This window comes from Ferrovibrio sp., from assembly GCF_002796975.1.
Taxonomy (GTDB): Bacteria; Pseudomonadota; Alphaproteobacteria; order Ferrovibrionales; family Ferrovibrionaceae; genus Ferrovibrio.
This window is the reverse complement of the sequence record NZ_PEKV01000004.1, coordinates 163,601-187,902: the sequence shown is the minus strand read 5'-3', so window position 1 is coordinate 187,902 and position 24,302 is coordinate 163,601. Positions and strand designations below refer to the sequence as shown.

23 protein-coding genes are annotated in these 24,302 nt (G+C 63.6%); 11 read left to right on the top strand and 12 right to left on the bottom strand.

The features are described 5' to 3' along the window. Window positions 1-8: 8 nt before the first annotated feature. From CTR53_RS03550 to lptF, 3 genes are read right to left on the bottom strand one after another with little or no spacing between them, the layout of a single operon-like run. Window positions 9-2,189: an LPS assembly protein LptD gene (locus CTR53_RS03550; RefSeq protein WP_290809421.1), complete on the bottom strand. Its 2,181-nt coding sequence runs from the start codon at window positions 2,187-2,189 to the stop codon at window positions 9-11. Then, complete coding sequence (gene lptG, locus CTR53_RS03545; RefSeq protein ID WP_290809420.1) at window positions 2,186-3,280, bottom strand: LPS export ABC transporter permease LptG; 1,095 nt, start codon at window positions 3,278-3,280, stop codon at window positions 2,186-2,188. The genes CTR53_RS03550 and lptG overlap by 4 nt, the downstream gene beginning before the upstream one ends. Further along, window positions 3,280-4,380 (bottom strand): LPS export ABC transporter permease LptF, encoded by a 1,101-nt coding sequence (gene lptF, locus CTR53_RS03540; protein WP_290809419.1) that lies wholly within the window; start codon window positions 4,378-4,380, stop codon window positions 3,280-3,282. The genes lptG and lptF overlap by 1 nt, the downstream gene beginning before the upstream one ends. Before the next feature lie 176 nt (window positions 4,381-4,556). On the opposite strand from lptF, the gene CTR53_RS03535 reads away from it, so the two are divergent. Together CTR53_RS03535 and CTR53_RS03530 are read left to right on the top strand one after the other, a co-directional pair. After that, a complete protein-coding gene (locus tag CTR53_RS03535; protein ID WP_290809418.1) occupies window positions 4,557-6,059 on the top strand; it encodes a leucyl aminopeptidase in 1,503 nt (500 codons plus the stop codon). 100 nt (window positions 6,060-6,159) lie between these two features. After that, complete coding sequence (locus CTR53_RS03530) at window positions 6,160-6,618, top strand: DNA polymerase III subunit chi (protein ID WP_290809417.1); 459 nt, start codon at window positions 6,160-6,162, stop codon at window positions 6,616-6,618. 79 nt (window positions 6,619-6,697) lie between these two features. Here the strand turns inward: CTR53_RS03530 and CTR53_RS03525 are convergent, their stop codons facing one another. Then, window positions 6,698-8,620, bottom strand: coding sequence for an ABC-F family ATP-binding cassette domain-containing protein (locus CTR53_RS03525; protein ID WP_290809416.1), 1,923 nt, complete (start codon window positions 8,618-8,620; stop codon window positions 6,698-6,700). Window positions 8,621-8,766: 146 nt separating this feature from the next. On the opposite strand from CTR53_RS03525, the gene ndk reads away from it, so the two are divergent. The 4 genes from ndk (at window position 8,767) to CTR53_RS03505 (ending at window position 10,614) form a co-directional block, all read left to right on the top strand. Next, window positions 8,767-9,189, top strand: coding sequence for a nucleoside-diphosphate kinase (ndk, locus tag CTR53_RS03520; RefSeq protein WP_290809415.1), 423 nt, complete (start codon window positions 8,767-8,769; stop codon window positions 9,187-9,189). 286 nt (window positions 9,190-9,475) lie between these two features. Next, entirely contained in the window at window positions 9,476-9,796 is a 321-nt protein-coding gene (locus CTR53_RS03515; protein ID WP_290809414.1) for a hypothetical protein, read from the top strand. A gap of 198 nt (window positions 9,797-9,994) precedes the next feature. Next, the gene (locus CTR53_RS03510) at window positions 9,995-10,279 is read left to right on the top strand and encodes a DUF6516 family protein (RefSeq protein ID WP_290809413.1); all 285 of its coding nucleotides are present in this window, start codon (window positions 9,995-9,997) and stop codon (window positions 10,277-10,279) included. Beyond that, entirely contained in the window at window positions 10,276-10,614 is a 339-nt protein-coding gene (locus CTR53_RS03505; protein ID WP_290809412.1) for a transcriptional regulator, read from the top strand. Before CTR53_RS03510 ends, CTR53_RS03505 begins: the two co-directional genes overlap by 4 nt. A gap of 12 nt (window positions 10,615-10,626) precedes the next feature. Here the strand turns inward: CTR53_RS03505 and CTR53_RS03500 are convergent, their stop codons facing one another. From CTR53_RS03500 to purM, 3 genes are all read right to left on the bottom strand, one after another. After that, window positions 10,627-11,316 (bottom strand): hypothetical protein, encoded by a 690-nt coding sequence (locus CTR53_RS03500; protein WP_290809411.1) that lies wholly within the window; start codon window positions 11,314-11,316, stop codon window positions 10,627-10,629. A 149-nt stretch (window positions 11,317-11,465) separates the two neighbouring features. Continuing rightward, window positions 11,466-12,080 carry a phosphoribosylglycinamide formyltransferase gene (gene purN, locus CTR53_RS03495; protein ID WP_290809410.1) on the bottom strand — a complete coding sequence of 205 codons (615 nt, stop codon included), beginning with the start codon at window positions 12,078-12,080 and terminating at the stop codon, window positions 11,466-11,468. A 7-nt stretch (window positions 12,081-12,087) separates the two neighbouring features. After that, window positions 12,088-13,167 (bottom strand): phosphoribosylformylglycinamidine cyclo-ligase, encoded by a 1,080-nt coding sequence (gene purM / locus CTR53_RS03490; RefSeq protein ID WP_290809409.1) that lies wholly within the window; start codon window positions 13,165-13,167, stop codon window positions 12,088-12,090. 200 nt (window positions 13,168-13,367) lie between these two features. Here purM and CTR53_RS03485 point away from each other — a divergent pair, with 200 nt between their 5' ends. From CTR53_RS03485 to CTR53_RS03475, 3 genes are read left to right on the top strand one after another with little or no spacing between them, the layout of a single operon-like run. Continuing rightward, window positions 13,368-14,357 carry a DUF2066 domain-containing protein gene (locus CTR53_RS03485; RefSeq protein WP_290809408.1) on the top strand — a complete coding sequence of 330 codons (990 nt, stop codon included), beginning with the start codon at window positions 13,368-13,370 and terminating at the stop codon, window positions 14,355-14,357. After that, window positions 14,354-15,436 (top strand): AI-2E family transporter, encoded by a 1,083-nt coding sequence (locus CTR53_RS03480; RefSeq protein WP_290809407.1) that lies wholly within the window; start codon window positions 14,354-14,356, stop codon window positions 15,434-15,436. Before CTR53_RS03485 ends, CTR53_RS03480 begins: the two co-directional genes overlap by 4 nt. Window positions 15,437-15,442: 6 nt before the next feature. Beyond that, complete coding sequence (locus tag CTR53_RS03475; protein WP_290809406.1) at window positions 15,443-16,105, top strand: DnaA/Hda family protein; 663 nt, start codon at window positions 15,443-15,445, stop codon at window positions 16,103-16,105. On the opposite strand, the gene CTR53_RS03470 is transcribed toward CTR53_RS03475, so the two are convergent. From CTR53_RS03470 to CTR53_RS03455, 4 genes are read right to left on the bottom strand one after another with little or no spacing between them, the layout of a single operon-like run. Beyond that, on the bottom strand, window positions 16,102-16,278 hold the full coding sequence (locus CTR53_RS03470; protein ID WP_290809405.1) for a DUF4169 family protein: 177 nt from the start codon (window positions 16,276-16,278) through the stop codon (window positions 16,102-16,104). The two genes, CTR53_RS03475 and CTR53_RS03470, sit on opposite strands and share 4 nt — an antisense overlap. After that, window positions 16,278-16,979 (bottom strand): response regulator transcription factor, encoded by a 702-nt coding sequence (locus tag CTR53_RS03465; protein WP_290809404.1) that lies wholly within the window; start codon window positions 16,977-16,979, stop codon window positions 16,278-16,280. Before CTR53_RS03465 ends, CTR53_RS03470 begins: the two co-directional genes overlap by 1 nt. Next, the gene (locus CTR53_RS03460) at window positions 16,976-18,424 is read right to left on the bottom strand and encodes a HAMP domain-containing sensor histidine kinase (protein WP_290809403.1); all 1,449 of its coding nucleotides are present in this window, start codon (window positions 18,422-18,424) and stop codon (window positions 16,976-16,978) included. Before CTR53_RS03460 ends, CTR53_RS03465 begins: the two co-directional genes overlap by 4 nt. Before the next feature lie 60 nt (window positions 18,425-18,484). Then, window positions 18,485-19,027 (bottom strand): histidine phosphatase family protein, encoded by a 543-nt coding sequence (locus CTR53_RS03455; protein ID WP_290809402.1) that lies wholly within the window; start codon window positions 19,025-19,027, stop codon window positions 18,485-18,487. Between the two features lie 134 nt (window positions 19,028-19,161). Here CTR53_RS03455 and CTR53_RS03450 point away from each other — a divergent pair, with 134 nt between their 5' ends. Both CTR53_RS03450 and CTR53_RS03445 read left to right on the top strand, forming a co-directional pair. Next, the gene (locus CTR53_RS03450; RefSeq protein ID WP_290809401.1) at window positions 19,162-21,369 is read left to right on the top strand and encodes an RNA degradosome polyphosphate kinase; all 2,208 of its coding nucleotides are present in this window, start codon (window positions 19,162-19,164) and stop codon (window positions 21,367-21,369) included. 7 nt (window positions 21,370-21,376) lie between these two features. Continuing rightward, complete coding sequence (locus CTR53_RS03445; RefSeq protein WP_290809400.1) at window positions 21,377-22,891, top strand: Ppx/GppA phosphatase family protein; 1,515 nt, start codon at window positions 21,377-21,379, stop codon at window positions 22,889-22,891. Between the two features lie 100 nt (window positions 22,892-22,991). On the opposite strand, the gene rnd is transcribed toward CTR53_RS03445, so the two are convergent. Further along, window positions 22,992-24,158, bottom strand: a complete 1,167-nt coding sequence (gene rnd / locus CTR53_RS03440) for a ribonuclease D (protein ID WP_290809399.1) — start codon at window positions 24,156-24,158, stop codon at window positions 22,992-22,994. Window positions 24,159-24,302 lie beyond the last annotated feature (144 nt).

The window sequence follows — 24,302 nt, the reverse complement described above, 5'->3', positions numbered from 1 at the left end:
GGGCAGGCTCAGTTGAACGATGCGATCCTGAAGCGGACGCCAATTACGGTATCCGGCTGGATATCGCGATTGACCGTGAAGGTTCGCTCAGCGAACAGAATGATGTCGAAACATTCGTCAGTATAGCGCAAGCCGAGGAAATTCAGCAAAGAGCCGTCTTCCCTCAGGTCGCGGGTGTGGCGGATTTCCGTGGCCCAGTACTTGGTCAACTGCATGCGGACGGTCGCGGAAACGGCTTCCTGGCGCTCATTCTGGCGCAAATAGTCGGTGTTCACGAGATCCGCGTAGGAAATGGTAACATTGTTGATGGAGGAGCCAAGGGTGGTGCCAAGTTCATGGCGGCGCACATCCAGGTTGCCGTTCTGGGCAAGGCGGACGCGGTCGACCAGTTGGACGTAGCGGCCTGGAGAAACGGTCAGACGGCCGACATAATCGGAGAACTGGTCGCGCAGGCCCGAGGCTTCAGTGAAGGTGTCGTCGGATTTCGCGCGCAACGACTGGCCGGCCAGGAATTCGACATGGCCGCCAGTTTCGCCATAGGCGGCCATACGTATGCCGTAGTTCAGCTTCGGCCCGCCATCCCAGCGGTCGTAGCCGGGGAAACGGCTGAGCGAGAAGAGATTGGTTTCGTCGAATTCGAAGCTGACCGAATCTTCGTTCGGGATATCGCTGCGATTGCCGCCATAAGGGCTGATGACGCCCATGACGATCGGTTCGATCAACTGCCGCATCCTGCCGGCATCGCGCACCATCGGGTAACGCCAGTCCAGCGCCACCGCCGGCAGCACGCGGCCGGTCAGGTTCGCGCCATCGGTCGAACCCGGTACCAGGCTCTGGCTGACATTGTCGGACCAGTAGCCATCGGCACGCACCATGGCGGTGGCAGTGAAGACCTCGCCGCTCGGAGCGTAGTAAGGCTGCGACCAGGACACTGTTGATGTCAGGCGACGCATGTCGGGGCCTTCGCTGCGCGACAGCGACACCATGTTGGCATCCAGTCCCCAGCGGCCGCCGTAGTCGCCCGGCTCGAAGATGGCGGAATAGTCCATCACCGGGACTGCAATCGGCACGGTGCCGTTGCGCACACGCTCCAGCGTGTTCTGGAAGGCGAAGGCATTCACGCTGGCAAAATGACGGTTATTGATTGCTTCACCGTAAACGCGGCTGACCAGAGTATTGGTGTTTGGGCGGTCCTGGATCGAATAACGGTTCAGGTAGGTGTCGTCCGTTGAGCGCAGGATATTTGCGCCATAGGTCACGTCGTCGGTCGCGCGGAACGCGGCATTGGCCCGGATATGACCGCGCATCTCGCCGGAGGTGTTTTCATCTGCAGCGCTGCCGTCGACCTGGATTTCCCCTGTGGCAAAACGCTGGCGATAATCCGCGCCAAGGAATGGGCCCTGCCGCGTCGAATATTGCGGCAGCAGAGTCAGATCGCTGGTGTTGTCGATGGCGAAGAAATACGGCATCTGCACAGCGCTCTGGAAGAATGCGCTGCTGGTATAGCGCGGCGGCAGGAAGCCGCTGCGCCGGTTCACAGTTGGATCTGGATGACTGAAATACGGCGAGTACAGGACAGGAATACCGAACAGTTCGAAGACCGCATCGCGATATTTGATTTCCTGTTCGGCTTCGTTGTGCTCGACTTCACGGCCCTTGACCTGCCACAGCGGGGCCCGCGTCGGGTCGCTCTCGCATAGCGCGCAAGTGGTGTAGACCGCCTTCTTCATGATAGTGCGGTTACCGTCGCGACGCTCGGCCCGGACGGCGGCGCCGCGCGACATATCGCTGAGCAGGAAGGAGATGTCGCGGATGAAACCGTTCCGCATCCCGTCGGTCAGCTCCAGATAGTCGGCAAAGAACACGGTGCCGTTTTCTTCCAGCAGCGAGACATTGCCGCTCGCAGTCACCTTGTCGTCGCGCTCGCTGTAGCTGACCATATCGGCCAGCAGCGTGCGACCGCCCTGCGACAACTCGACCTTGCCCTCGGCTTTGATGAGGCCGAGATTCTGGTCGTAGTTCAACTGGTCGGCCGTCACCAGCACAGGCGCATTCGAACCGGTGGCGGTTGAAGCGCCGCCTGCGGGAGGTTGCGGTTGCGGCTGAATCTGGGCCTGGCTCTGTGCGGCATAAGTCAGCAGCAATGCTACGATCGCCGCCTGCAGCAGTCCCCCCTTTCGTGCGCTCATCCGTCCTCCAGATGGAACAGCAGCGAAATACCCAGCATCACGAAGACGACTGTGGGCGCCCAGGCGGCCAGCGGCACGGGCAAAGTGCCGTTGAGTCCGAAGGGCTGCATCAGTTCGACCGTGAAATACAGCAGGAAGCCAGCGGCGACACCTCCGGCCAGCATGGCACCGATGCCGCCGCGCCGCGTCAGGCGCAGGCTGAAGCTGGCAGCGATCAGCAGCATGGCGCAGAGCAGGATCGGCGAGGCAAGGAGGGTATAGAAATGCAGCCGATGCCGCATGGCCGAGAAGCCGGCATTTTCCAGGGTGCCGATAAAGGACGGCAACTCCCAGAAGGAGATTGTTGCCGGCGAGGCGAAGCTTTCCTGGATGCGGTCGAAGGTCAGCGTGGTCGGGACCGTCAGATGCTCGTGGCGTTCTGCAGCGCGGTCGGGATAGCTGACGACGGCATTCTGCAGCTGCCACTGGCCGGGTTCGAGCATGGCCACGGCGGCATCGATTCTTTTTACGAATGTGTCGCGGCCTTCATAGTAGAACAGGATCGCATCGCGCAGTTCGACGCCCTGCTGCGCCACGCGTAGCGCATGCACCACGACCTGGCCATTGGCATCGGCCTCACGCAGCCACAAGCCGCCAGACGACACCGCCAGCATGCTGGTACGGCCGCGCATCACCTTGGCATCGATATTTTCGTAGCGTGCCAGCATGGCGGCGCTGAGCGGGTTGTAGACCGTGACCAGGAAAACCCCGAGCAGCAGCGAAAGCGCAATGCCAGGGAAGAGGAATTGCCAGACCGAAACGCCGGCCGCACGGCTCACGGTCAGTTCCTGCGAGCGAGTCAGGCGGCTGAGCGCCAGCATGCCGCCGAACAGCACGGCGAAGGGGAACAGCTTGGTCATCAGGGAAGGCAGCTTGAGGATCGACATCTCAAGCACCAGACCAAGCGAGGCATCGGCCCGGCCGCTGGCCCGGCGCAGGAGTTCGACGGTGTCGAAGCTGAAGGCCAGCACGGCGAGCACGATCAGAACGGTAAGGATCGCCGCAAAGAAGTGGCGGCCGAAATAGAGTGAAAGCGTCAGCGACTGGCGCATCAGGCGGTCCGCAGCCGGCGCACCGGTTCACGCAGCGCGTAGATGGCCGCTGCAATCGTCATGACGGGAACCAGATACATCAGCGGCACCAGCGCCAGGGTTTTAACCGAGAGCTGGGTGACACTGAGGCTGAGAACCTGCACCAGGATGGCGATGGTGGAGCCGAGGATCAGGCGCTGGCCGTGGCCGCGGCGGTTGAATTCGCCGCCGATCACACTGGCAATCGCAATCAGGATCAGTGCCGGCGCATAAAGCGGCGTGGCGAGCCGGCGGTGCCCTTCGACGATCAGCTTGCCATACTGGTTCACGTCGTCGGGATTGCTCATGTCGGGATTGAACAGCTCGTGCAGGAAGCGCTCGGATGGTTCACGCCAGCCCTGGCCTTCCTTGTTGGCATAACTGTCGAGATCTAGACTGTAGTTGTCGAAATACAGCAGCGAGAGCGACTTGTGCTCGGCGTCGACCTGCTGGCGGTTGCCGTTCACCATATAGAGTCGCGGACCCTGCGGCGTGCGCACCAGCGTGGCACGTTCGGCCAGCATGGTTACCGGACTGGCGGGATTTCGGTTGTCATGCACCAGCACGCCCAGCATATCGCCGTTGCTGTCGCGCTCGCGGATGTAGACGGTCAGGTTGCTCGAGGGCGTGTTGAACACGCCTTCCAGCAGCGCCATGCCGGCCAGGTCGTTGCGGAACTCGTATTGCGTGGCGCGCAGCGTGCGCGAGCCGAGCGGCATCAGGTAGAGCATGATTACATACATTGCGACCATGACGCCGGCAGAGATGTAGAGCGCCGGACGAGCCAGCGAGAGGCGGCTGAAACCGGCGGCCGACAGCACCACCATCTCGGAATCGCTGGACAGCCGGTGGAAAGCATAGAGCGCGGCGCAGAAGCCGGCGACCGGCAGGATGATGGCAACGATGCTGGGCAGGACCAGTACAGTCAGGTAGAGGAAATCGTCGAAGGCGAGGTTGTTGTTGACGATGCGGTCGATGAAGCGGAGCGACTGCGTCAGCCAGATCACCCCGGTGAGGGTGAGGGTGGCAAAACCGAGCGGCCAGGCGATCTGGCGCATGATGTAAAGGACGACCCCGCGCATGGCGCGCAGTATAGCGATTCCGCCCCCTGCCGCCACAGCCCCGGCTCGAAAAGAACGACTTGGTTCACAAGGCAGATTCGGCGATTCGCCGGGTCCGTGCCGATTGATCGGCCAAGGTCCGGGCCGCTATAGTCCTTGGCCGGTCCTTCACGCATTTCCGCCCGGATTGGAGCATCATGAAAATCGAGATCGTCGACAGCAAAACCCCGAAACGCGGCAGCCTCGTCCTGGTGGTGGGCGAAGGCCGCCAGCTCGGTCCGTTCGGCCAGCAGGTCGACAAGGCCTGCGGCGGCGCGCTGGGCAAAGCCATGGCTGCCGCGGTGCGGTTTTCCGGCGGCAAGGGGCAGTGGCTCGAAGTGCTGGTGCCAGGTAACGGTCTTGGCCGCGTCCTGCTGGTCGGTCTGGGCAAGACCACCGAGGTGAAGGCGACCGCCTATGAGACGGTGGGCGCCGATGCCGTAAAGCGTCTGGCGACTGCGGGCGAGTCCGACTTGGCGATCGCTGCCGAAGTGCTGAAGGGCACCATGCTGCCGGCCGCCGAGGCTGCGGCGCGCGCCGCCCTTGGCGCCCGGCTCGGCGGCTACCGCTTCGACAAGTATCGCACCAGGATGAAGGATCGCGAGAAGCCGACCCTGAAATCGGTCAGCGTGCTGACCCAGGCGGCACCGGCAGCGAAAAAGCTGCATGCCCCGCTCGACAAGCTGGCCGCTGGCGTGGAAATCACCCGCAACCTGGTCACCGAGCCGGCCAATATCATCTATCCGGAAAGCATGGCGGCCGAATGCCGCAAGCTGACCAAACTCGGCATCAAGGTCGAGGTGCTGGGCGAGCGCGAGATGAAGAAGCTCGGCATGGGCGCGCTGCTCGGCGTCGGCCAGGGCTCGGAGCGCGAATCCAAGCTGGTCGTCATGCAGTGGAATGGCGGCAAGAAGGGCACCAAGCCGGTCAGCTTCGTCGGCAAGGGCGTCTGCTTCGACACCGGCGGTATTTCGATCAAGCCGGCCGGCGGCATGGAAGAGATGAAATGGGATATGGCCGGCGCCGGCGCCGTGGTCGGCACCATGGCGGCGCTAGCCGGCCGCAAGGCCAAGGTGAATGCCGTCGGCGTCGTGGCGCTGGTGGAGAACATGCCGTCGGGCACCGCGCAGCGCCCGGGCGACGTGGTCACGTCGATGTCGGGCCAGACCATTGAGGTGCTGAACACCGATGCCGAAGGTCGCCTGATCCTGTGTGACGCCATGTGGTACACACAGCAGCGTTTCAAGCCGCAGTTCATGGTCGACCTCGCCACGCTGACCGGTGCGATCATCATCTCGCTGGGCCATGAGCATGCCGGTCTGTTCTCGAACAACGACCGCCTGTCGGAGCAGCTGGCTGCCGCCGGCAAGTCGGAAGACGAACTGCTGTGGCGCATGCCGCTGTCAGACGCCTACGATGAAGGCCTGAAGTCGCCGATCGCCGACATGCAGAATATCGCCGGGCCTGGTTTCGGTGCCGGCTCGATCACCGCGGCGCAGTTCCTGCAACGCTTTGTGATCGACAAGACACCCTGGGCGCATCTGGATATCGCCGGCGTGGCCTGGAGCAAGAAGGACAAGCCGACGGTGCCGAAGGGCGCCACCGGCTTCGGTGTCCGCCTGCTCAACCGCCTCGTCGCCGACCATTACGAGGATCGGTGATCCATGCCTCCCTTTGTCACCCTCGGGCTTGACCCGAGGGTCCCATTTAATGGGATGCCCGGGTCAAGCCCGGGCATGACAAGTGAGGGGAGGTGCCTCCATGTCTGAAATGCTGTTTTATCATCTGACCCGGCGGCGCCTGGAACAGGTGCTGCCGGAGCTTTTGGAAAAGACGCTGCAGCGCGGCTGGAAAGCGGTGGTCAAGGGCGGCTCGGAAGAACGCCTGCAGCAGATCAACGGCGAGCTGTGGACCTATGGCCGCAATAGCTTCCTGCCGCATGGCCTGAAAACCGACGGTTTCACCGACAGGCAGCCGATCTATCTCACCATCGAGGACGAGCGGCCGAATGAAGCCGATGTGCTGTTTCTGGTCGACGGCGCCGATGCCGCGGATTTCGCGGCCTATGCTCGTGTCTGCGACCTGTTCGACGGCAATGACGACGAGGCGGTGCAGGCAGCGCGCGAAAGATGGAAGCGCGCGAAAGATGCCGGCCACAAACTGACCTACTGGCAGCAGAGCGAAGACACCGGCGGGTGGGTCAAGAAGGCCGAAGGGTAAGTAAGACCCTCACCCCAACCCTCTCCCGCAAGCGGGAGAGGGAGGGCCCCGCCGCGAAGCGGTGGGAGGGTGAGGGTGGCTACGCCGCCTCAGCCTGCGCGTCTTCCAGCTTCGCCTGCGCGTCGAGCCAGGCTTCTTCCGCAACTTCCAGCTTTTTCACCAGCTCGCCGTGCTGCTTCTGCAGTTCGGCCTGCTTGGCGGCACTCATCTTGGTGTAGGTGTCGGGATCGGCCAGCGTCGCATCCAGCCGCATCTTCTCGGCATTGAGTTTCGCCATCGCCTTTTCGGCGGTCTGCACGGCGATGCGCAACGGTGCCAGCGCCTGACGCGCGGCGGCGGCTGCCTTGCGATCGGCCTTGCGATCGTTGGCGGATGTATCCACGACCTTGCCGCCGGATTTCAGCGCGGTCTGCGCGGCGCGGCGGCGATCAGCCAGCAGTTTGGCGTAATCGTCGAGATCGCCGTCGAAATCCTTCACCGTGCCGTCGCCGACCAGCCAGAAGCGATCCGCGCAGGCCTCGGCCATATGGCGATCATGGCTGACCAGAATGACGGCACCCTTGAACTCGTTCACCGCTTGGACCAGCGCGTCGCGCGTGTCCATGTCGAGATGGTTGGTCGGTTCGTCGAGGATCAGCAGATGCGGCGCGTGATGCGTCACCATGGCAAACAGCAGCCGCGCGCGTTCGCCGCCTGACAGTTTGCCGGCCGCGGTCTGCGCCTTGTCGCGCACCAGGCCGAAGCTGCCCAGCTTGGTACGCAGCTGTTCGATGGTCGCGGTTTTCAGCAGGTCCTGCATATGCTCGACCGGCGTGCGGTTCTCGTCCAGCACGTCGTCCTGGTCCTGCGCGAAATAGCCGATGCGCAGCTTACCGCTCTTCTGCAGCTTGCCGCCCTGCGGCTTGAGTGTGCCGGCGAGGATCTTGGCCAGCGTCGACTTGCCGTTGCCGTTGGCGCCCAGCATGGCGATGCGGTCTTCCATGTCGATGCGCAGATCGAGGTTGCGCAGCACCGGCTTATCAGTTGTGTAGCCCGCCGTGAGGTGATCCAGCACGATCAGCGGCGGCGGCAGTTCTTCCGGATCTGGCAGGCGGAAGATCACGGTGGGATCTTCGATGGCAGCGACGATCGGCTGCATCTTGGCCAGCATCTTGATGCGGCTCTGCGCCTGGCGCGCCTTAGACGCCGAAGCGCGGAAACGCGCGACGAAGGCTTCCATATGCTTGCGCTGCTCGGCCTGGCGCGTCGCGAATGCCGTCTGCTGCTCCATGCGCAGGCGGCGCTCGGTCTCGAAGGTGTCGTAGTTGCCGCGATAGAGAACGAGTTTGCAGTTGTCGATGTGCAGGATGTGTTCGATCGCGCTGTTCAGGAAATGCCGGTCATGGCTGATCAGCAGGAAGGTGCGCGGATAGGTCTTCAGGTAGCTTTCGAGCCAGAGCGAGGCTTCAAGGTCGAGATGGTTGGTCGGTTCATCCAGCAGCAGGAGATCCGGCTGGGCGAACAGACAGCCGGCCAGTGCCGCGCGCATGCGCCAGCCACCCGAGAATGATTCCAGCGGACGGTTCTGCATGTCTTCGTCGAAGCCGAGGCCGGCGAGAATCACGGCCGCGCGCGCCGGCGCGGTATGCGCGTCGATCTCGGCCAGCCGCATATGCACGGCGGCGATGCGCTCGGCATCTTCCATGCTGGAGGAATTCTCCAGCTCGTCGGCCTCGATCAGCAGCGCCTCGCGCTCGGTATCAGCGGCCAGCACATAGGCGATGGGCGACTGCTCGCCGCCGGGAGGTTCCTGCGGCAGCTTGGCGATCCTGCAGTCGTTGGGCAGTTCGACGCTGCCGGTTTCGGTCTGCAGCTCGCCGGTGATGATCTTGAACAGCGTCGATTTGCCGGTGCCGTTGCGCCCGACCAGGCCGACCTTGTGCCCGGCCGGAATCACGGCCGAGACATGATCGAGCAGCACACGGCCGGCAATGCGGTAGGTCAGGTCGCGAAAGGCAAGCATTTTTAACTACTTAAGTCTGGGGTCTGGGTCGGTTTTGCGGGATTTGGCCGGACGGCAACGGTTGCAGCCTATCGGCGGAGCCTCTATATACCCGCCACCGATTTTTAGCCAATACACACTGCACAGGATTTAGGGGACTTCTCATCATGGCGCTCGAACGCACTTTCTCGATCATCAAGCCCGACGCGACCCGCCGCAACCTGACCGGCGCGATCAACGCCAAGATCGAGGCCGCCGGCCTGCGGATCGTGGCGCAGAAGCGTATCCACATGAGCAAGGCTCAGGCCGAGAGCTTCTACGGCGTGCACAGCGCCCGTCCGTTCTTCAACGACCTGGTCTCGTTCATGATCTCGGGCCCGGTCGTCGTGCAGGTGCTGGAAGGCGAGGGCGCCATTGCCAAGTACCGCGACGTTATGGGCGCGACCAACCCGGCGAATGCCGCGGCCGGCACCATCCGCAAGGACTTCGCCGAGAGCATCGAAGCCAACTCGGTGCACGGTTCGGACGCCGCTGAAACCGCCGCCGTCGAGATCGCCTACTTCTTCGCCGGCACCGAGATCGTCGGCTAAAGACATCCTTTCCGCTCCGGCGGACTGAACGAGGCCCGGCAGCAATGCCGGGCCTTTTTCGTTGGAGGGTGACGCGTGGGAGCGGGGACTGTCGTCGCGACCCCACTCATCTCGCCCCCCAAAGTTCGTCATCCTCGGGCTTGACCCGAGGATCCATCTGCCGGCGCCGCACCGCGAACCGTTGGGATAAGCCGCCAAAACCACCCCGGCGGGGCAGGTACAAGCCAGAATCCCGAGATATCAATATCTTATATCGGCCAGCGAACACCTTAGACCGGCTTATTCGATGCTTATTCTGGCTTATTTTTGCTTATTTGACTCTTATTCCATCCTTATTCTGGCTTGTCGCAGCCTTATCCGCCCCCTGGCCGGCACCTGTTTCGCGATGCTTCATTCCGCTTCGTTTCGCTTCGTTGGTGTTCGTAGCGCTTCGTTTGATGCTCGTTTGTGTTCGCGCGTGTTCGTGGCGCTTCGTACCGGTTCGTACTGCTTAGCGGGTGTTCGTTCTGGTTCTTGTTGTCCAGACGGCAAACTAATCCTGCGCCGCGCCCTGGGGCGGGCGTATGAACACATCCGTATTCACGATGTCCAGGTCGCCGTGCGCTGAAAAAAATGCGGCTTGAGAATGAGAACATAAAGGGTACAATGTAGCGGTCGCAAAGTCAAGCTTTCGCCTTCAGGGGTGGCCGAGGGGAGGCGCACATGAAAGTCGGGATGGTTCAGCGCATGGCAACCCATGCAGTTGGCGCCGGCACTGTTGTAATTTTTGACAACGGTAAGCCTTCGTGTTGTATTAGAGAACAACATGAAGGCTGAACTGATCTTCCGGCAGCGTGCGCAGCTTGATGACACCAGCCTCGCGGAACTCGTGATCTGGCAGGTGCCGCGCCCTCTGGCCGGATCGGCGCATCATTTCAAATACAGTCTTGCTTATGTCGAGAATGAGGTTTGCGTGATCCGGTATGACAATGAGGTCGGCAAGGGCGATCACCGGCATATTGGCCGCAAGGAAATGCCGTATGCTTTTGTCGATATGGATCAGATGATGGTCGATTTCTGGACCGATGTCGCTGGGTGGAGGCGGGAATGAAGACGGTGATCATTGATGTCGCGCCTCTCGATGCGGTGAAGCGTCGCATGGCCGCTGCTTTCAAAGGCAAGGCGCGCGGCGCGTATATCACCTTTCCTACCCATGAACTGATGTGGAAAATCCTCACGCCGAAACGCTGGGCGATCCTGAAGGCGATGACCGGCGCAGGTGCGCTAGGCGTGCGCGAAATCGCCCGGCTGGTGAAGCGCGATGTGAAAGGCGTGCATACCGATCTGCAGGCACTGGCGAAAGCCGGCGTCATCGACCGCGCCGAGACGAAATACGTCTTCCCCTATGACGCGATCCACGTCGACTTCGTGCTGAAGGCGGCGTGACATAATCGTTGATTAATTCACCGGAGTAGGGGCGATGTCTCGCGTCTTAACCGCCGGGACAATTTGGTTAAATTGATCCGCCGACATTCCTAATTGCGAGGAAACTAGCTGAAGCATAGTGCGAAGTGCTAGTGCGGTTTCTCGCACTGAAGCATGTCGTGCATGAATGAACTCTGGGATAGACGAAACGGGAATAGATTGCGGAAGCGAAGAAATCACTCGATGAGTGCTGCGCAATTGATAATGGCAATTGGGCCATAGAGGAAATGCGGAATCTCCTGGTTGGAGAAGATTAGTCAAATCTAGCGTTGCCTCTATCTGAGCCGATAGCTCGACCATAGAAGACCAAGAGTGCTCCGCGGTGTCTTCGGTGACGACTGTATTGGTAAACCGATACATAGAATTATAGACGGGTAAAAACTGTACGAAAATGGAAGTCAATCGCGCATTTTGCTCGTTCTTACGATCATCAAGGTCATGCTGGCGCTGAAGATTGACCTGCCTTTGAGCTGCCTTGAGGGCGCCATCAACTGCTATGGCTGCGCCGAGTGCAGCTCCTAGGACAGTGGCAATAGTAGTAAGCAATGTCTGAACTGCTGCATCGTTCAGATGCACTAAGCCGCCCGCGTGTGCCGCCATAATCCCTAGGGCCAGCCCAAAGAGGATGGAAACTCCTGCGAGCAGGATGTCGAGCCACTTCATGTTTAACATGCTGGCGTGGCTAATGGATTGTGTCTAGAGCCAAACGGCAATGGACCCTCGGGTCAAGCCCGAGGGTGACGATTAGGGAGGTGGCGCAATCGGCGCCGTGCCTGCGGCAGCATGATCGCCGCCGCACCTGACGCCACGCGTCAGTTCTTAACTCTTACCCTTTGCCCCTCGATCACCAGCCGCCCCTCGGTCAGCAGCCTGAGCGCCTGCGGATAGAGCGCATGCTCCTGTTCCAGCACGGCTGCCGCGAGGCTCTCGGCCGTCGCATCCTGCGGCACCGGCACGGCGGCCTGCAGGATAATCGGCCCGGCATCCACTTCGGGGCTGACGAAATGCACGGTGCAGCCGCTGAAGCGCGCGCCGCTTTCGATCACGCGGGCGTGCACATCGGTGCCGCGAAACGCCGGCAGCAGCGAGGGATGGATGTTGATCATGCGGCCATACCAGGCCTGCACGAACTCCGTGGTCAGCAGCCGCATGAAGCCGGCGAGGCAGATATACTCGATACCCTTCGCCTTGAGCAGCGCATCCATCTCGGCATCGAACACCGCGCGTTCCTTGCCGCGGCTTTCGATCAAGGCGGTTTCGATGCCGGCGGCTTTCGCGATCTCCAGGCCTTCGGCTTCCGCCTTATTGCTTAGCACCAGCGCGATGCGGGCGGGATGATCGGCAGCCAGCGTGGACTCGATCAGGGCGCGCAGGTTGGTGCCGCGCCCCGAGATCAGCACAGCCACCGCACGCTTCACCGCAGTCATAGTGAGATCAGTTCCAGGCCGTGTCGCAGTTGCGCATGCTGACCATCGGCTCGGCCGTGCTGTCCTGCTGCGCTTCGATGACGCCAAGGCGCGACACTGTTTCACCAGCCGTCTTCAGCTTGGCGATCACGGTGTCGGCCTTTTCCTTCGCCGCCACCACGACGAGCCCGATGCCGCAATTGAAGGCGCGCGCCATCTCGGCATCGTCGATCTTCCCGGCGCTCTTCAGCCATTTGAAAATCGGCGGCAGTTGCCACCCGCCCGCGTCGATGATCGCATCGGTGCCGTCGGGCAGCACGCGCGGAATGTTGTCGACCAGGCCGCCGCCGGTGATATGCGCCATCGCCTTGATCAGGCCCTCGCGCACCAGCGGCATGCAACTTTTCACATAGATGCGCGTTGGCACCATGAGAATTTCCGCCAGCGGCTTCGTCGTGTCGAAGGGGGCGGGGGACTCGAAAGAGAGGTCGTTATCGGCAATCACCTTGCGCACCAGCGAAAAGCCGTTGGAATGCACGCCAGACGAGGCCAGCCCGAGCAGCACGTCGCCCGGCTTCACATCGCGCGGCAGCAGCCGGCCGCGTTCGGCCGCACCCACGGCGAAACCGGCAAGGTCGTAATCCTTCGCGGCATACATGCCGGGCATCTCGGCGGTCTCGCCGCCGGTCAGCGCACAGCCGGCCTGGCGGCAGCCTTCGGCGATACCGGCCACCACGCGGCGGGCGACCTCGACTTCGAGTTTGCCGGTGGCATAGTAGTCGAGGAAGAACAGCGGTTCGGCGCCCTGCACCAGAATGTCGTTCACCACCATCGCGACGAGATCGACGCCCACGCCGTCATGCCGGCCGGTCTCGATGGCGATCTTCAGCTTGGTGCCGACGCCGTCGGTCGACGAGACCAGGATCGGATCGGAGAAGCCGGCAGCCTTGAGGTCGAACAGCGCGCCGAAACCGCCGAGGCTGGCATCGGCGCCCTTGCGGCGGGTGGAAGCGGCGAGCGGCTTGATCGCATCGACCAGGGCCTCGCCAGCGTCGATATCGACACCGGCGGCCTTATAAAGCGGCGACGTGTTGATGATGGCCTCCACGGCGGGTAGACTGAATGGCGTCTGCTAATGGTGGCAACATACTTATTCCCCCTGTGTTTGCAATGCTTCTCCGTCGCCCGCTAAGGGCCTGTTCTGCTGCGGTTTTTGCCACTTTCCTGGCTTTCGGGGCGGGGGGGCATGCGCATGCGCAAAACCAGTCTCTGGCGACTCCATCCGCCCGCCCTGCCAACCCCTTCGGCGTGTCCGGGGTCAGCGTCGATGCCAGCGCCGACAGCGCCGCCGCCGCCCGGCCGATCGCGGTCGCCGATGGCCAGCGCCGCGCCTTTTCGACCCTGCTGCGCCGCCTGACGCTGCCCGATGACCATGGACGGCTTCCCCGTCCGTCTGAGGCATTGCTCAACGAAGTGGTGGCCGGTTTCGGCATCGATGAGGAACGCACGTCTGCGACGCGTTACATCGGCAAGATCAGCGTGCAGTTCCGCGCCGATGCGATCCGCCGCCTGCTGCAGGACAACCGGCTGCCGTATTCGGAGACGACGAGCCGCCCGGTGCTGCTGGTGCCGGTCTGGCAGTCCAACGAGGGCGCGCGTATCTGGGAAGCCGACAATCCCTGGCGCGAGGCCTGGCTGCGCCGGCCGGATACCGAGGGCGGCCTTGTGCCGCTCAGCGTCGCGCCGCCCATGCCAAACGGCGGTCCGTCGCTGGAACGCCTGTTCGGCAATCCCGACGAGTTGCGCAACCTGATGCGGCAGGGCGGTTTCGACGACGCACTGCTGGTGGTGGCGACATTGCAAAGCGCCGAAGTGGGCAATACGCGGGTCGAGATCCAGATCCAGCATCAGGGCCAGGCGGCATTCCTCGGCACGACGGAAGCCTTCACCGCCACCGGCGGCACGCAGGAAGAGACGCTGCTGTCGGCCGCCATCGAGATCGGCCGCCGCATCGAGACGCGCTGGAAATACGCCTCGGTGATCGACCTGGAGAAGCAGGGCCAGCTCAGCGTCGCCGCCGCCTTCAACGGCCTGGCGGAATGGACCAGGCTGCGCGCGGCGCTCGCCGGCGTGCCGATCGTGCGCAAGGTGGATGTGCTGCAGGTGTCGCATCGCGATGCGCAGATCCTGCTCGACTATTACGGCGAACCCGGCCAGCTCAGCATCGCGCTGGCCCAGCGCAATGTCGTGCTGCAGCAGCGCGACGGCTTCTGGGAAATGCGGAGCCGCCAGCCGTGACCCGCCGCCAGCAGATGATCGCCTGGGTGGCGATCATTACAGTGACGGTCGCGCTGCTGGTGCTGCTGCGTGACATGCTGCTGCCGTTTGTCGCCGGCATGGCGATCGCCTATTTCCTCGATCCGGCCGCCGACTGGATGGAGCGGCGCGGGGTGCGGCGCTGGATCTCCACGCTGCTGATCATCCTGCTGTTCTTCGTCACCGCCATCCTGATCGTGGTGCTGCTGGTGCCGCTGGTGTCGGACCAGTTCGCCAAATTCATGGATCACCTGCCGAACTACATCGCCTTCTTCAACGAGCGGATCTGGCCCTCGCTGGAAGTCTGGGCCGGACGCTTCGGCATCGATCTCGTGGCGATCGATCCGAAGACTGCGCTGGTGGGCAATGGCGAGCAGGTGATGAAGGTGGTGGGCGGCGTGCTGACCGGCCTGCTCGGCGGCGGTCAGGCGATCTTCAACGTGCTGTCGCTGCTGGTGATCACGCCGGTGGTCGGCTTCTACCTGCTGCGCGACTGGGACCAGATGGTGACGCGTATCGACGACTACCTGCCGCTCGATCATGCCGAGACGATCCGCGAGCAGGCGCGCGAGATCGACAGGGTGCTGGCCGGTTTCGTGCGCGGCCAGATGCTGGTCTGCCTGTTCCTCGCCGCTTTCTACGGCCTCGGGCTTACGCTGTGCGGGCTGCAGTTCGGCCTGTTCATCGGCGTCACCGCCGGCATGATCTCGTTCATTCCTTACGTGGGCACGACCCTGGGCTTCGTCGTCGGCATCGGCGTGGCGATTGCGCAGTTCTGGAATGAGCCGGTCTGGATCGCCGTCGTCGCCGGCGTGTTCGTGCTCGGCCAGATGATCGAAGGCAATGTGCTGCATCCGGTGCTGATCGGCGACCGCGTCGGCCTGCATCCGGTCTGGATCATGTTCGCGCTGCTGGCCGGCGGCAGCCTGTTCGGCTTTGTCGGTATCCTCATTTCGGTGCCGCTGTTTGCCGTGATCGGCGTGCTGGCGCGGTTTGCGCTGGAGCGCTATCGCCACAGCTATCTCTACCGCCCCGGCGCCCCGCCGAAAAAGACCGAGTAATTTTCGATGGTGCGGAATCAGCTGAGCCTCGGCCTCGCTTTGCCGACCTCATGGGCGCGCGAGGATTTCCTCGAAGTGCCGGGCAATGCTGCAGCGCTCGCCGCCGCCGAAGGTGAAGCGCAGCCCGCGCTCGCGCTCTACGGACCGCCGGGCAGCGGCAAGACGCATCTGGCGCGGATCTGGACGGCAAACCACGCCGCCCGCCTGATCGGCCCGGCCGATCTGTCTTCTGCGGCCGTCGATCAGCTGGCGCAGCAGCCGCTGGCCGTCGATGACGCAGATCGCACCGCCGACCCGGTCGCGCTGTTCCATCTGGTCAATCTGATGCGCGAACGCCGCCATGCTTTGCTGCTGACGGGTTCGGCCGCGCCGGCGCATTGGAGTTACACTTTGCCCGACCTGATGTCGCGGCTGAAGGCCATGCCGGCCGAACGCATCGCCGAACCCGACGACACGCTGCTCTCGGCCGTTCTGGTGAAACTGTTTGCCGATCGCCAGCTTCAGGTGAGCGAGGACGTCGTGAAGTATCTGGCCGCCCGCATCGAACGTTCCTGTCGCGCGGCGCGCGAATGGGTGGCGGTGCTGGACGCCGCCGCGCTGGCCGAGAACCGCGCCGTCACCGTGGCGCTGGCAAGACGGTTGCTCGAAGAGAACCAGGCGAGCGACTAGTCCTCGCGCTTCTTGCCGTCAAACTCCCGGGCAATCCGCTCGGCGTCTTTCTGCTGCTTCTCGCGCTCGCCCTTGGTCTGGCCGAAGCGGACGCGGTTTTCGGCGGCCTGTTCCCTGGCGGCCTTGCGCTGCAGCACCTTGCGCGCTTTGTTGAGGCTGACGACGTCGGCCATTACGCTTCAATCCTTGCCGGTGCACTGAAGGCATAGCCGCGACCGTAGATCATCCGGATCGGCGCCTCGATCTGCGCATAGTCCTTGATCTTGCGGCGCAGGCGGTTGACCACCGCATCGAGATGGCGGTTGTCCCAGCTGGTCTGCGGTCGTGCCAGCAGCGTGGCCAGTTCCTCGCGCGAGCAGGGCTGGCCGCCCTTTTCCAGCAGCGCACCGATGAAGGCGAGTTCCGTCGCCGTCAGTTTCACCTCGGTGCGGTTCGGCGCGACCAGATTCCAGGTCGAACGGTTCAGCAGCCAGGTATCGGGCTCCTGGCCCACCGTGCGGGTCTGCGGATCCTGCAGCCGGCGCATCAGGCTTTGCACGGTCGCCTCGATCTCGCGCAGCGACGAATGCTTCACCAGATAGATATCGGCGCCGCTCTCGAAACCGCGGATGCGGTCGTCGGCCTCGCCCAGCGCGGTCAGCATGATGATGCCGCAGTCGGATTTGGCGCGGATTTCCTTCGCCAGCTCGAAGCCGTTGCCGTCGGGCAGGCCGATATCGAGGATCAGGATGGCCGGCGGTGCCGTATCGAAAGCAGCCCGCAGCTCGCGCGCGGAACCGACGCCGTCGACCGCGAAGCCGCGCATCGCCAGGTATTCAACCAGGTCGCTGCGCAGCGACGGCTCGTCCTCGACAACCAGAATCCGGTGGTTCACGCGACCTCCATACTCACATCCGGCACCACGCCCGGCAGCGGCAGGCGGATGGTGGCGACGGTGCCGCTGCCGCGCCCGGCCCGCAGGCTGAGAATGCCGTTATGATACTCCAGCAGGCGGCGGGTGTTGTAGAGCCCGATGCCGGTGCCGGTGGCCGGGGTGGTATTGGAGGCACGGAAGAAGCGGCGGCCGATCAGCGCGGCTTCAGCTTCCGGGATGCCGATGCCGCGGTCGGTGACGGTGATGACGATGGCGTTGTCCTCAGCGCGGGCGGCGATATCCACCGGGCTGCCGTCGGTGGTGTATTTCAGCGCATTGTCGATCAGGTTGATCAGGACGGTGCACAGCATTTCCGGGTCGCCCCAGTAGAAGGACAGGTTCGGCTGCACGGTGAAGCGCAGCCGCAGGTCGAGTTCGAGTCCGGCGAAATGCTTGCGCACGCGGTCCAGCAGGCTGGCGATGTCGATACGCTCGGTCTGCAGCACGTTGAGGTCGCGGCGCTCGACATCGAGGAAGCGGTCGATCAGCTGCACCAGCCGGCGCACCGCGTCGCGGATGCTGTCGAGCCGGCGGCTGACCGTCTCGGGCGGCCGATCCAGTACCACGTCGATCATCTCGGCGGCCCGGTCCACCACGGCCAGCGGCGTGCGGAATTCATGCGTCACCATGCGCAGCAGCTGCTTCTGCTCTTCATGCAGAGCCTTGGCAGTGTCCAGGCTGGACGACAGCTGGTTCTGCAATTCGCGACGCTGGGTCACCTCGCGCGACAGATCGTCGTTCTTCTGCCGCAGGTCGCGGGACAGCCGCACACCCACCATGAGCAGCAGCAGCAGGAACAGCCCGGTCATGAAAATGTTGAAGTAGAAGAAATACCAGGCCTGCTGTCCCGGATGCACCAGCGCGACCTGGTCGTCCATATAGTTGATGGCGATGAAGCTGCGGAGCGAAAGCGCGACGACATCGCTGAGCAGGACGCCGATCATGGTCCAGCGCAGCAGGCGCGGCTGGATGCGGTCCTGCAGCAGTGTCCAGCACATGAAGAAAAGCAGGACGGTGGTGATGCCGTTGCTGGCCAGGATGCGGATGGCGACGTTTTCCGGGGCCAGTGCCAGCGCGACCGGCCAGAAGGCCACGATGAAAATCACCGTGCCGATGATCAGGGGCGGATTGCCGCGCTGGTTGAGGAAGCGCGCCAGACCATGGGCGACGAGGGCGGCGCCGCAATGGATCAGGTAATTCAGCGTGATGATGGTGACGGCGGGCGGCAGGGGCATGATGTCGCGCGCGCCCTGAATCAGCATGCCGCCGGCAACGCTGAGGAAGCCAGCCGCGATGAAGCGCAGCTCGAACAGATGTCGCTGCGTCAGCCAGACCAGGATCCAGATGAGGCCCTGCAGCGAGATGGTGACGGTCACCATCAGCAGGGTGGTGTTCAGATTCAACATGGCAACGCCATGGTACCCGACCGGCCGCGCGATTCCAGTGCTGCCGATGGCCGGGCTCTCTCAGCCGACCAGCTGCGCCGGCACCACGAAGCTGGCGAGGAACCCGGATTTCGGCGCCACCTGACCCCAATTCTTGGCGTTGAAGGTCAGTTCGGCCAGGCCACCGGTCGGATATTTGTCGCTCAGGCGGTCCAGCGCATCGCCGGCGCTCGATCCGGTCAGGTCGCCGGCGAACTCCTCCAGGCCGGGATTGTGGCCGATCAGCAGCAGTTCGCGGGTCGTCGCCGGCGCCGCGCGCACCAGCGCCAGCAGCGTGGCGCTCTCGGCCAGATACAGCCGCGGCTCGAAGCGGGCGCGCGGCTCGCCCGGCACCTTCGGCGGGGCATCGCCGGAGAGACGCTTTTCCAGCCGCTCCCAGGTCTGACGGGTGCGCGTGGCGGGCGAGCAGAGCACCAGATCGGGATTGATCGCCCGTTCGCCCATATGGCGTGCCAGTGCCCGGCAGGCCTTCTTGCCACGGGGGCTGAGCGGCCTGGCAAAATCGTCCAGCTCCGGGTCGTCCCAGGCGGACTTGGCGTGGCGCAAAAGCCAGAGGCGGAGCATGGGCTTATCCCTCATTTCGGCGATCCGACCGGGTTGTCGCCGCTTTGACATAAACGGTGGTTAGACCTATACCCGAAGGCGTCGACCGGGCCCAAGCCCGCCAAGGCGTCCGGCAACGACAGAGGCGTCAAACCATGCACAAGACTGCGGAATCCGTCCGAATCGGAGCGAACGAGCCGGCCACAGCGCCGTCCGCCGAGGGCGCGGCCGTCCTGCCGGGCCGTCCGCTGATCGCGCTGGGCCCGCGCGAGCGGTTCATCAACCGCGAACTGTCGTGGCTGGCCTTCAATCTGCGTGTCATGGAAGAGGCCAACAACAAGCGCTACCCGCTGCTGGAACGGCTGCGCTTCCTGTCGATCTCGGCCAACAATCTCGATGAATTCTTCATGGTTCGCGTCGCCGGCCTGTATGGCCAGATCCGCGCCGGGATCGAGGAAATCAGCCAGGATGGACTCAGCCCGGCGCAGCAGCTGACACAGATCAACGAAGCCGCCTCCGACCTGATGAAGAAGCAGCAGGCCTGCTGGAAAGGCCTGACCCGCGAACTGGCGCAGGCCGGCATCCATGTCATGGAGCCCGACCAGCTGTCCGCCGACGACCGGCGCTGGCTGGAGGACTATTTCCTCGGTCATGTCTTCCCCGTGCTGACGCCGCTGGCGATCGATCCGGCGCATCCGTTCCCGTTTATTCCGAATCTCGGTTTCGCAATGGTGATGCAAATGCGACGGATTCGTGACGGTCGCAGCCTGAATGCGCTGCTGCCGCTGCCGAGTCAGGTCGACCGCTTCACCCGGCTGCCGGGTGAGGGCATCCGTTTCCTGTCGCTGGAAAACCTGGTCGGCCTGTTCCTGAACAAGCTGTTCCCGGGCTATGAAATCCTCGGCTCCGGCCTGTTTCGCATCACGCGCGACAGCGATATCGAAATCGAGGAAGAGGCCGAAGATCTGGTGCGCCTGTTCGAGACGGCGCTGAAGCGCCGCCGGCGCGGCAACGTGATCCGCCTGAAAATCAATGCCGAGATGCCGGAAGACCTGCGCAAGTTCGTCTGCGAGGAGCTGGAGGTCAGTCCGCAGGCACTGACGGTGGTCGACGGCATCCTCGGCCTGGCCGATACCAAGCGGCTGATTGTCGACGACCTGCCGGAACTGAAATTCCCCGCTTTCACGCCGCGCTTTCCCGAGCGCATCCGCGATTACGGCGGCGACTGCTTCGCCGCGATCCGTGCCAAGGATCTGGTGGTGCATCACCCGTACGAAAGCTTCGACGTGGTGGTGCAGTTCCTGCGCCAGGCCGCGGCCGATCCCAACGTGGTGGCGATCAAGCAGACGCTGTATCGCACCTCGGACGACAGCCCGATCGTGCGCGCCCTGATCGAGGCGGCAGAGGCCGGCAAGTCGGTGACCGCGCTGGTCGAACTGAAGGCCCGCTTCGATGAGGCCGCCAACATCAAATGGGCGCGCGACCTGGAGCGTGTCGGGGTGCAGGTGGTCTACGGCTTTATCGAGCTGAAGACGCACGCCAAGATTTCGCTGGTGGTGCGGCGCGAGAGCGGCCAGCTCAACACTTATGTGCATTTCGGCACCGGCAACTATCACCCGTATACGGCGCGCGTTTACACCGATTGCAGCTTCTTCACCGACGACAACGATCTCGGTCACGACGCCACTTATCTTTTCAACTTCCTGACCGGTTATGCCGCGCCGGAGAATCTGAAGAAGGTGGCGATCTCGCCCTATACGCTGCGACCGCGTCTGCTGGAACTGATTGCCGAGGAAATCAAGCATGCCGAGGCCGGCCGGCCGGCGGCGATCTGGGCCAAGATGAACAGCGTGGTCGATCCCACGGTGATCGATGCGCTGTATCAGGCGAGCCAGGCTGGCGTGCAGGTTGATCTGATCGTGCGCGGCATCTGCTGCCTGCGGCCGGGTGTGAAGGGGCTCAGCGAGAATATTCGCGTGCGCAGCCTGATCGGGCGTTTCCTTGAGCATTCGCGCATCGTCTGCTTCGGCAACGGCCATGGCCTGCCGTCGCCGGAAGCCAAAGTGTTCATCTCTTCGGCCGACTGGATGCCGCGGAACTTCGATCGCCGCGTGGAAGTTCTGATCCCGATCGAGACCCAGACCGTGCATGAGCAGATCCTCGACCAGATCATGGTCGCGAACCTGAAAGACCAGGCGCAGAGCTGGTATCTCGGCGCGGACGATACGTATCATCGCGCCTCCAGCGATCCCGATGCCTTCAGCGCGCATACCTATTTCATGACCAATCCCAGCCTGTCGGGTCGCGGCAAGGCGCTCAAGAAGGCCGCAGCGGCGCCGCGGCTGCAGTGGAAAGCCGGATAGGAGTCTCGTGGCCGTCGCGCAATCGCTTGCCAAGTCCGCCGCGCCGGCTGCCACGCCGCTGCCGCTCGGCGTCATCGATATCGGTTCCAATTCCGTGCGTCTGGTGGTGTTCAGCGATCCGCTGCGCATGCCCACCGGCATGTTCAATGAAAAGGTGCTGTGCGGGTTGGGCCGCGGCATGGGGCAGACCGGCGCGCTGGATGCCGATGGCGCCAAGCAGGCATTGAGCGCGATCCGGCGTTTCGTTGCGCTGGCGCGGCGCATGAATGTGCGCGCGCTGCAGATCGTGGCGACGGCCGCCGTGCGCGATGCCGCCAATGGCGCCAACTTCGTCGGCCAGATCGAGCGCGAGACTGGCGAGACGGTGCGCGTGCTGAGCGGGCAGGAAGAGGCGACCTATTCGGCCTATGGCGTATTGTCGGGTATTCCAGATGCCTGCGGCGTGATGGGCGATCTCGGCGGCGGCAGCCTCGAACTGGTGGCGCTGGACGGCCACAAGCTGGGCGACAGCGTCACGCTGCCGCTCGGGCCGCTGCGCATCGCCAATCTCGACTCTTATCCGGTCGTGAAAGCCTATATCGATGAGAAGCTGGCCGATGTGCCCTGGCTGAAAAAGTGGAAGGGCAAGTCGCTCTATGCCGTCGGCGGTTCGTGGCGCGCAATTGCCCGCGTGCATATGGCGCAGATGCACAGCCCGCTGCATATCATTCACCAGTATACGCTGCAGCGCGGCGAAGCCGCCGATTTCACTCGGCTGCTGGCCAAGCAGAGCAAGGAATCGCTGACCCGCGTCGAAGGCGTGCCACGCAAGCGTCAGGACTCGCTGCCGCTGGCTGCGCTGGTGATGCGCCGGCTGCTGAAGATTCTTGAGCCGAAAGATGTGGTGTTCTCGGCCAATGGCCTGCGCGAGGGTCTGGCCTATGCGCTGCTCGATGAACGCCAGCGCAGCGAGGATCCGCTGCTGGCGACCTGCCGGCACATGGCCGAGCGCGAGAACCGCTTTGGCGACCATGGACTGGAAATCGACCGCTTCATTGCGCCGCTGTTCGAGCGCGACACGCGCGAGCGCCAGCGTATCCGCTTTGCCGCCGCCATCCTGGCCGATACCGGCTGGCGCGTGCATCCCGACTATCGCGGCGAGCAGTCGCTCGGCACTATCCTGCATGCGCCGTTCGGTGCGATCACGCAGGCGGAACGCGCTCTTTTGGCGCTGGCCGTCTACACCCGTTACACCGGCACCGCCAGCGATCCCATTGCGGCGCCGGCCTGGCAACTGCTGAATGCCGAAGAGATCGATTACGCCCAGCGCGTGGGCCAGGCGCTGCGTCTGGCGCAGACGCTGTCGGCCGGCGTGCCCGGCGTGCTGGCCGAATGCAGGCTGCGGCCGAACGGCAACAGCTTGTTATTGGAGCTGCCGGCGCAGCATGCAGCGCTGAGCGGCGAAGTCGTAGAGCGTCGCGTCGAGGCACTCGGCAAGGCCTTCAACCGCGCCGCAGAAGTGCGTGTGCTGAAGGGGCGATAGCGCACACACTGTCGTCGCTCCCGCGAAAGCGGGAGCCCAGTGGGGCTGTAGGCTGGATCCCCGCTTTCGCGGGGATGACGAATTGGTGGATTCGTTCGTCTTACGTCTTCAGCGCGACCAGCTTGATCTTGTGGCCCTGGGCGGCGAGCGCGATTTCGCCGCGCTTCAGCCGTAGCGCGTCCTCGCCGAACAGCTCGCGGCGCCAGCCCTGCATGGCCGGCACATTGGCATTGTCGTCGGCGGCGATCTTGTCGAGGTCGGAAGAATTGGCCAGCAGCTTCTGCGCCACATCGTGGTCGTCGCATTTCAGCTTGAGCAGCACCTTGAGCAGCTCGACCAGAGGCCCGATGCCGCGCGGCAGATCGGGCTCGCGTTCCAGCACCGGCCAGGTGTCTTTCGGGCTGGCCAGTTTGGCGGTGATGGCGGCCAGCAGGCCCTGGCCCATCTTGCCTTCGGCAAAGCCCTTCGACAGGCCGCGCATGCGCTCCAGATCGTCGGCCGATTTCGGCGGATGCGCGGCAATCTCCATCATGGTCTCGTCGCGCACGATACGCTGGCGCGGGATGTCCCGGGCACGCGCTTCCACTTCGCGCCAGGCGGCGGCGGCCTGCAGCACGGCGAGGTATTCGCCCTTGGCAGTGCGCGGCTTCAGCCGGCGCCAGGCATTGTCGGGCGGCGTTTCATAGGTTTCGGGATCGGCCAGCAGGGCCATTTCCTCGCTCAGCCAGTCGGCGCGGCCGGTCTTGACCAGCTTGGCATTGAGCTTCTCGTAGATCTTGCGCAGGTAGGTCACGTCGCCGAGCGCATAGCGCACCTGCTTCTCGGTCAGCGGCCGGCGCGCCCAGTCGGTGAAGCGCGAGGATTTGTCGACCTGCGCCCCGGCCAGCTTGGCCACCAGCTGCTCGTAAGAGACCTGGTCGCCGAAGCCGCAGACCATGGCGGCGACCTGGCTGTCGAACAGCGGGGCAGGAACCTCACCCATCAGCTTGCAGAAGATTTCCAGATCCTGCCGGGCGGCATGGAACACCTTCAGCACCGCGCGGTTGCGCAGCAGTTCCAGCAGCGGGTCGAGCGACAGGCCCTCGGCCAGCGGGTCGATCACCCGGGCTTCGTCCGGCCCGGCCAGCTGGATCAGGCAGACCTTGGGCCAGTAGGTGGTCTCGCGCATGAACTCGGTGTCCACAGTGACGTAGTCGACTGTGGCCAGGGGGGCGCAGAAACGGGCGAGTTCTTCGGTGGTAGTGATCGGGGAGAGGTTTTCACGCATGGTTCCGCTTTAGCATGCCGTTTTGGCCGGCCCAACCCTGCCGGGCCGGGCCGGGCTGGATTTTACGGGTAAAAGCGAGTGAAATTCCGACCCCATCGGTCTTGACTTTCGCAGCCCAAACGGGCCTGTTCCCCCTTTGATTTC

Bases quoted from the DNA above. Each gene is read 5' to 3' on its own strand.
- CTR53_RS03510 (WP_290809413.1), top strand. From the start codon at position 9,995: ATGAAGGCTGAACTGATCTTCCGGCAGCGTGCGCAGCTTGATGACACC.
- CTR53_RS03550 (WP_290809421.1), bottom strand. From the start codon at position 2,189: ATGAGCGCACGAAAGGGGGGACTGCTGCAGGCGGCGATCGTAGCATTG.
- CTR53_RS03455 (WP_290809402.1), bottom strand. From the start codon at position 19,027: ATGCTCCGCCTCTGGCTTTTGCGCCACGCCAAGTCCGCCTGGGACGAC.
- CTR53_RS03535 (WP_290809418.1), top strand. From the start codon at position 4,557: ATGAAAATCGAGATCGTCGACAGCAAAACCCCGAAACGCGGCAGCCTC.
- CTR53_RS03475 (WP_290809406.1), top strand. From the start codon at position 15,443: ATGGTGCGGAATCAGCTGAGCCTCGGCCTCGCTTTGCCGACCTCATGG.
- CTR53_RS03450 (WP_290809401.1), top strand. From the start codon at position 19,162: ATGCACAAGACTGCGGAATCCGTCCGAATCGGAGCGAACGAGCCGGCC.
- CTR53_RS03505 (WP_290809412.1), top strand. From the start codon at position 10,276: ATGAAGACGGTGATCATTGATGTCGCGCCTCTCGATGCGGTGAAGCGT.
- lptF (WP_290809419.1), bottom strand. From the start codon at position 4,380: ATGCGCGGGGTCGTCCTTTACATCATGCGCCAGATCGCCTGGCCGCTC.
- rnd (WP_290809399.1), bottom strand. From the start codon at position 24,158: ATGCGTGAAAACCTCTCCCCGATCACTACCACCGAAGAACTCGCCCGT.
- CTR53_RS03525 (WP_290809416.1), bottom strand. From the start codon at position 8,620: ATGCTTGCCTTTCGCGACCTGACCTACCGCATTGCCGGCCGTGTGCTG.
- CTR53_RS03500 (WP_290809411.1), bottom strand. From the start codon at position 11,316: ATGAAGTGGCTCGACATCCTGCTCGCAGGAGTTTCCATCCTCTTTGGG.
- CTR53_RS03470 (WP_290809405.1), bottom strand. From the start codon at position 16,278: ATGGCCGACGTCGTCAGCCTCAACAAAGCGCGCAAGGTGCTGCAGCGC.
- CTR53_RS03460 (WP_290809403.1), bottom strand. From the start codon at position 18,424: ATGTTGAATCTGAACACCACCCTGCTGATGGTGACCGTCACCATCTCG.
- purN (WP_290809410.1), bottom strand. From the start codon at position 12,080: ATGACTGCGGTGAAGCGTGCGGTGGCTGTGCTGATCTCGGGGCGCGGC.
- CTR53_RS03530 (WP_290809417.1), top strand. From the start codon at position 6,160: ATGTCTGAAATGCTGTTTTATCATCTGACCCGGCGGCGCCTGGAACAG.
- ndk (WP_290809415.1), top strand. From the start codon at position 8,767: ATGGCGCTCGAACGCACTTTCTCGATCATCAAGCCCGACGCGACCCGC.
- lptG (WP_290809420.1), bottom strand. From the start codon at position 3,280: ATGCGCCAGTCGCTGACGCTTTCACTCTATTTCGGCCGCCACTTCTTT.
- CTR53_RS03515 (WP_290809414.1), top strand. From the start codon at position 9,476: ATGCTTATTCTGGCTTATTTTTGCTTATTTGACTCTTATTCCATCCTT.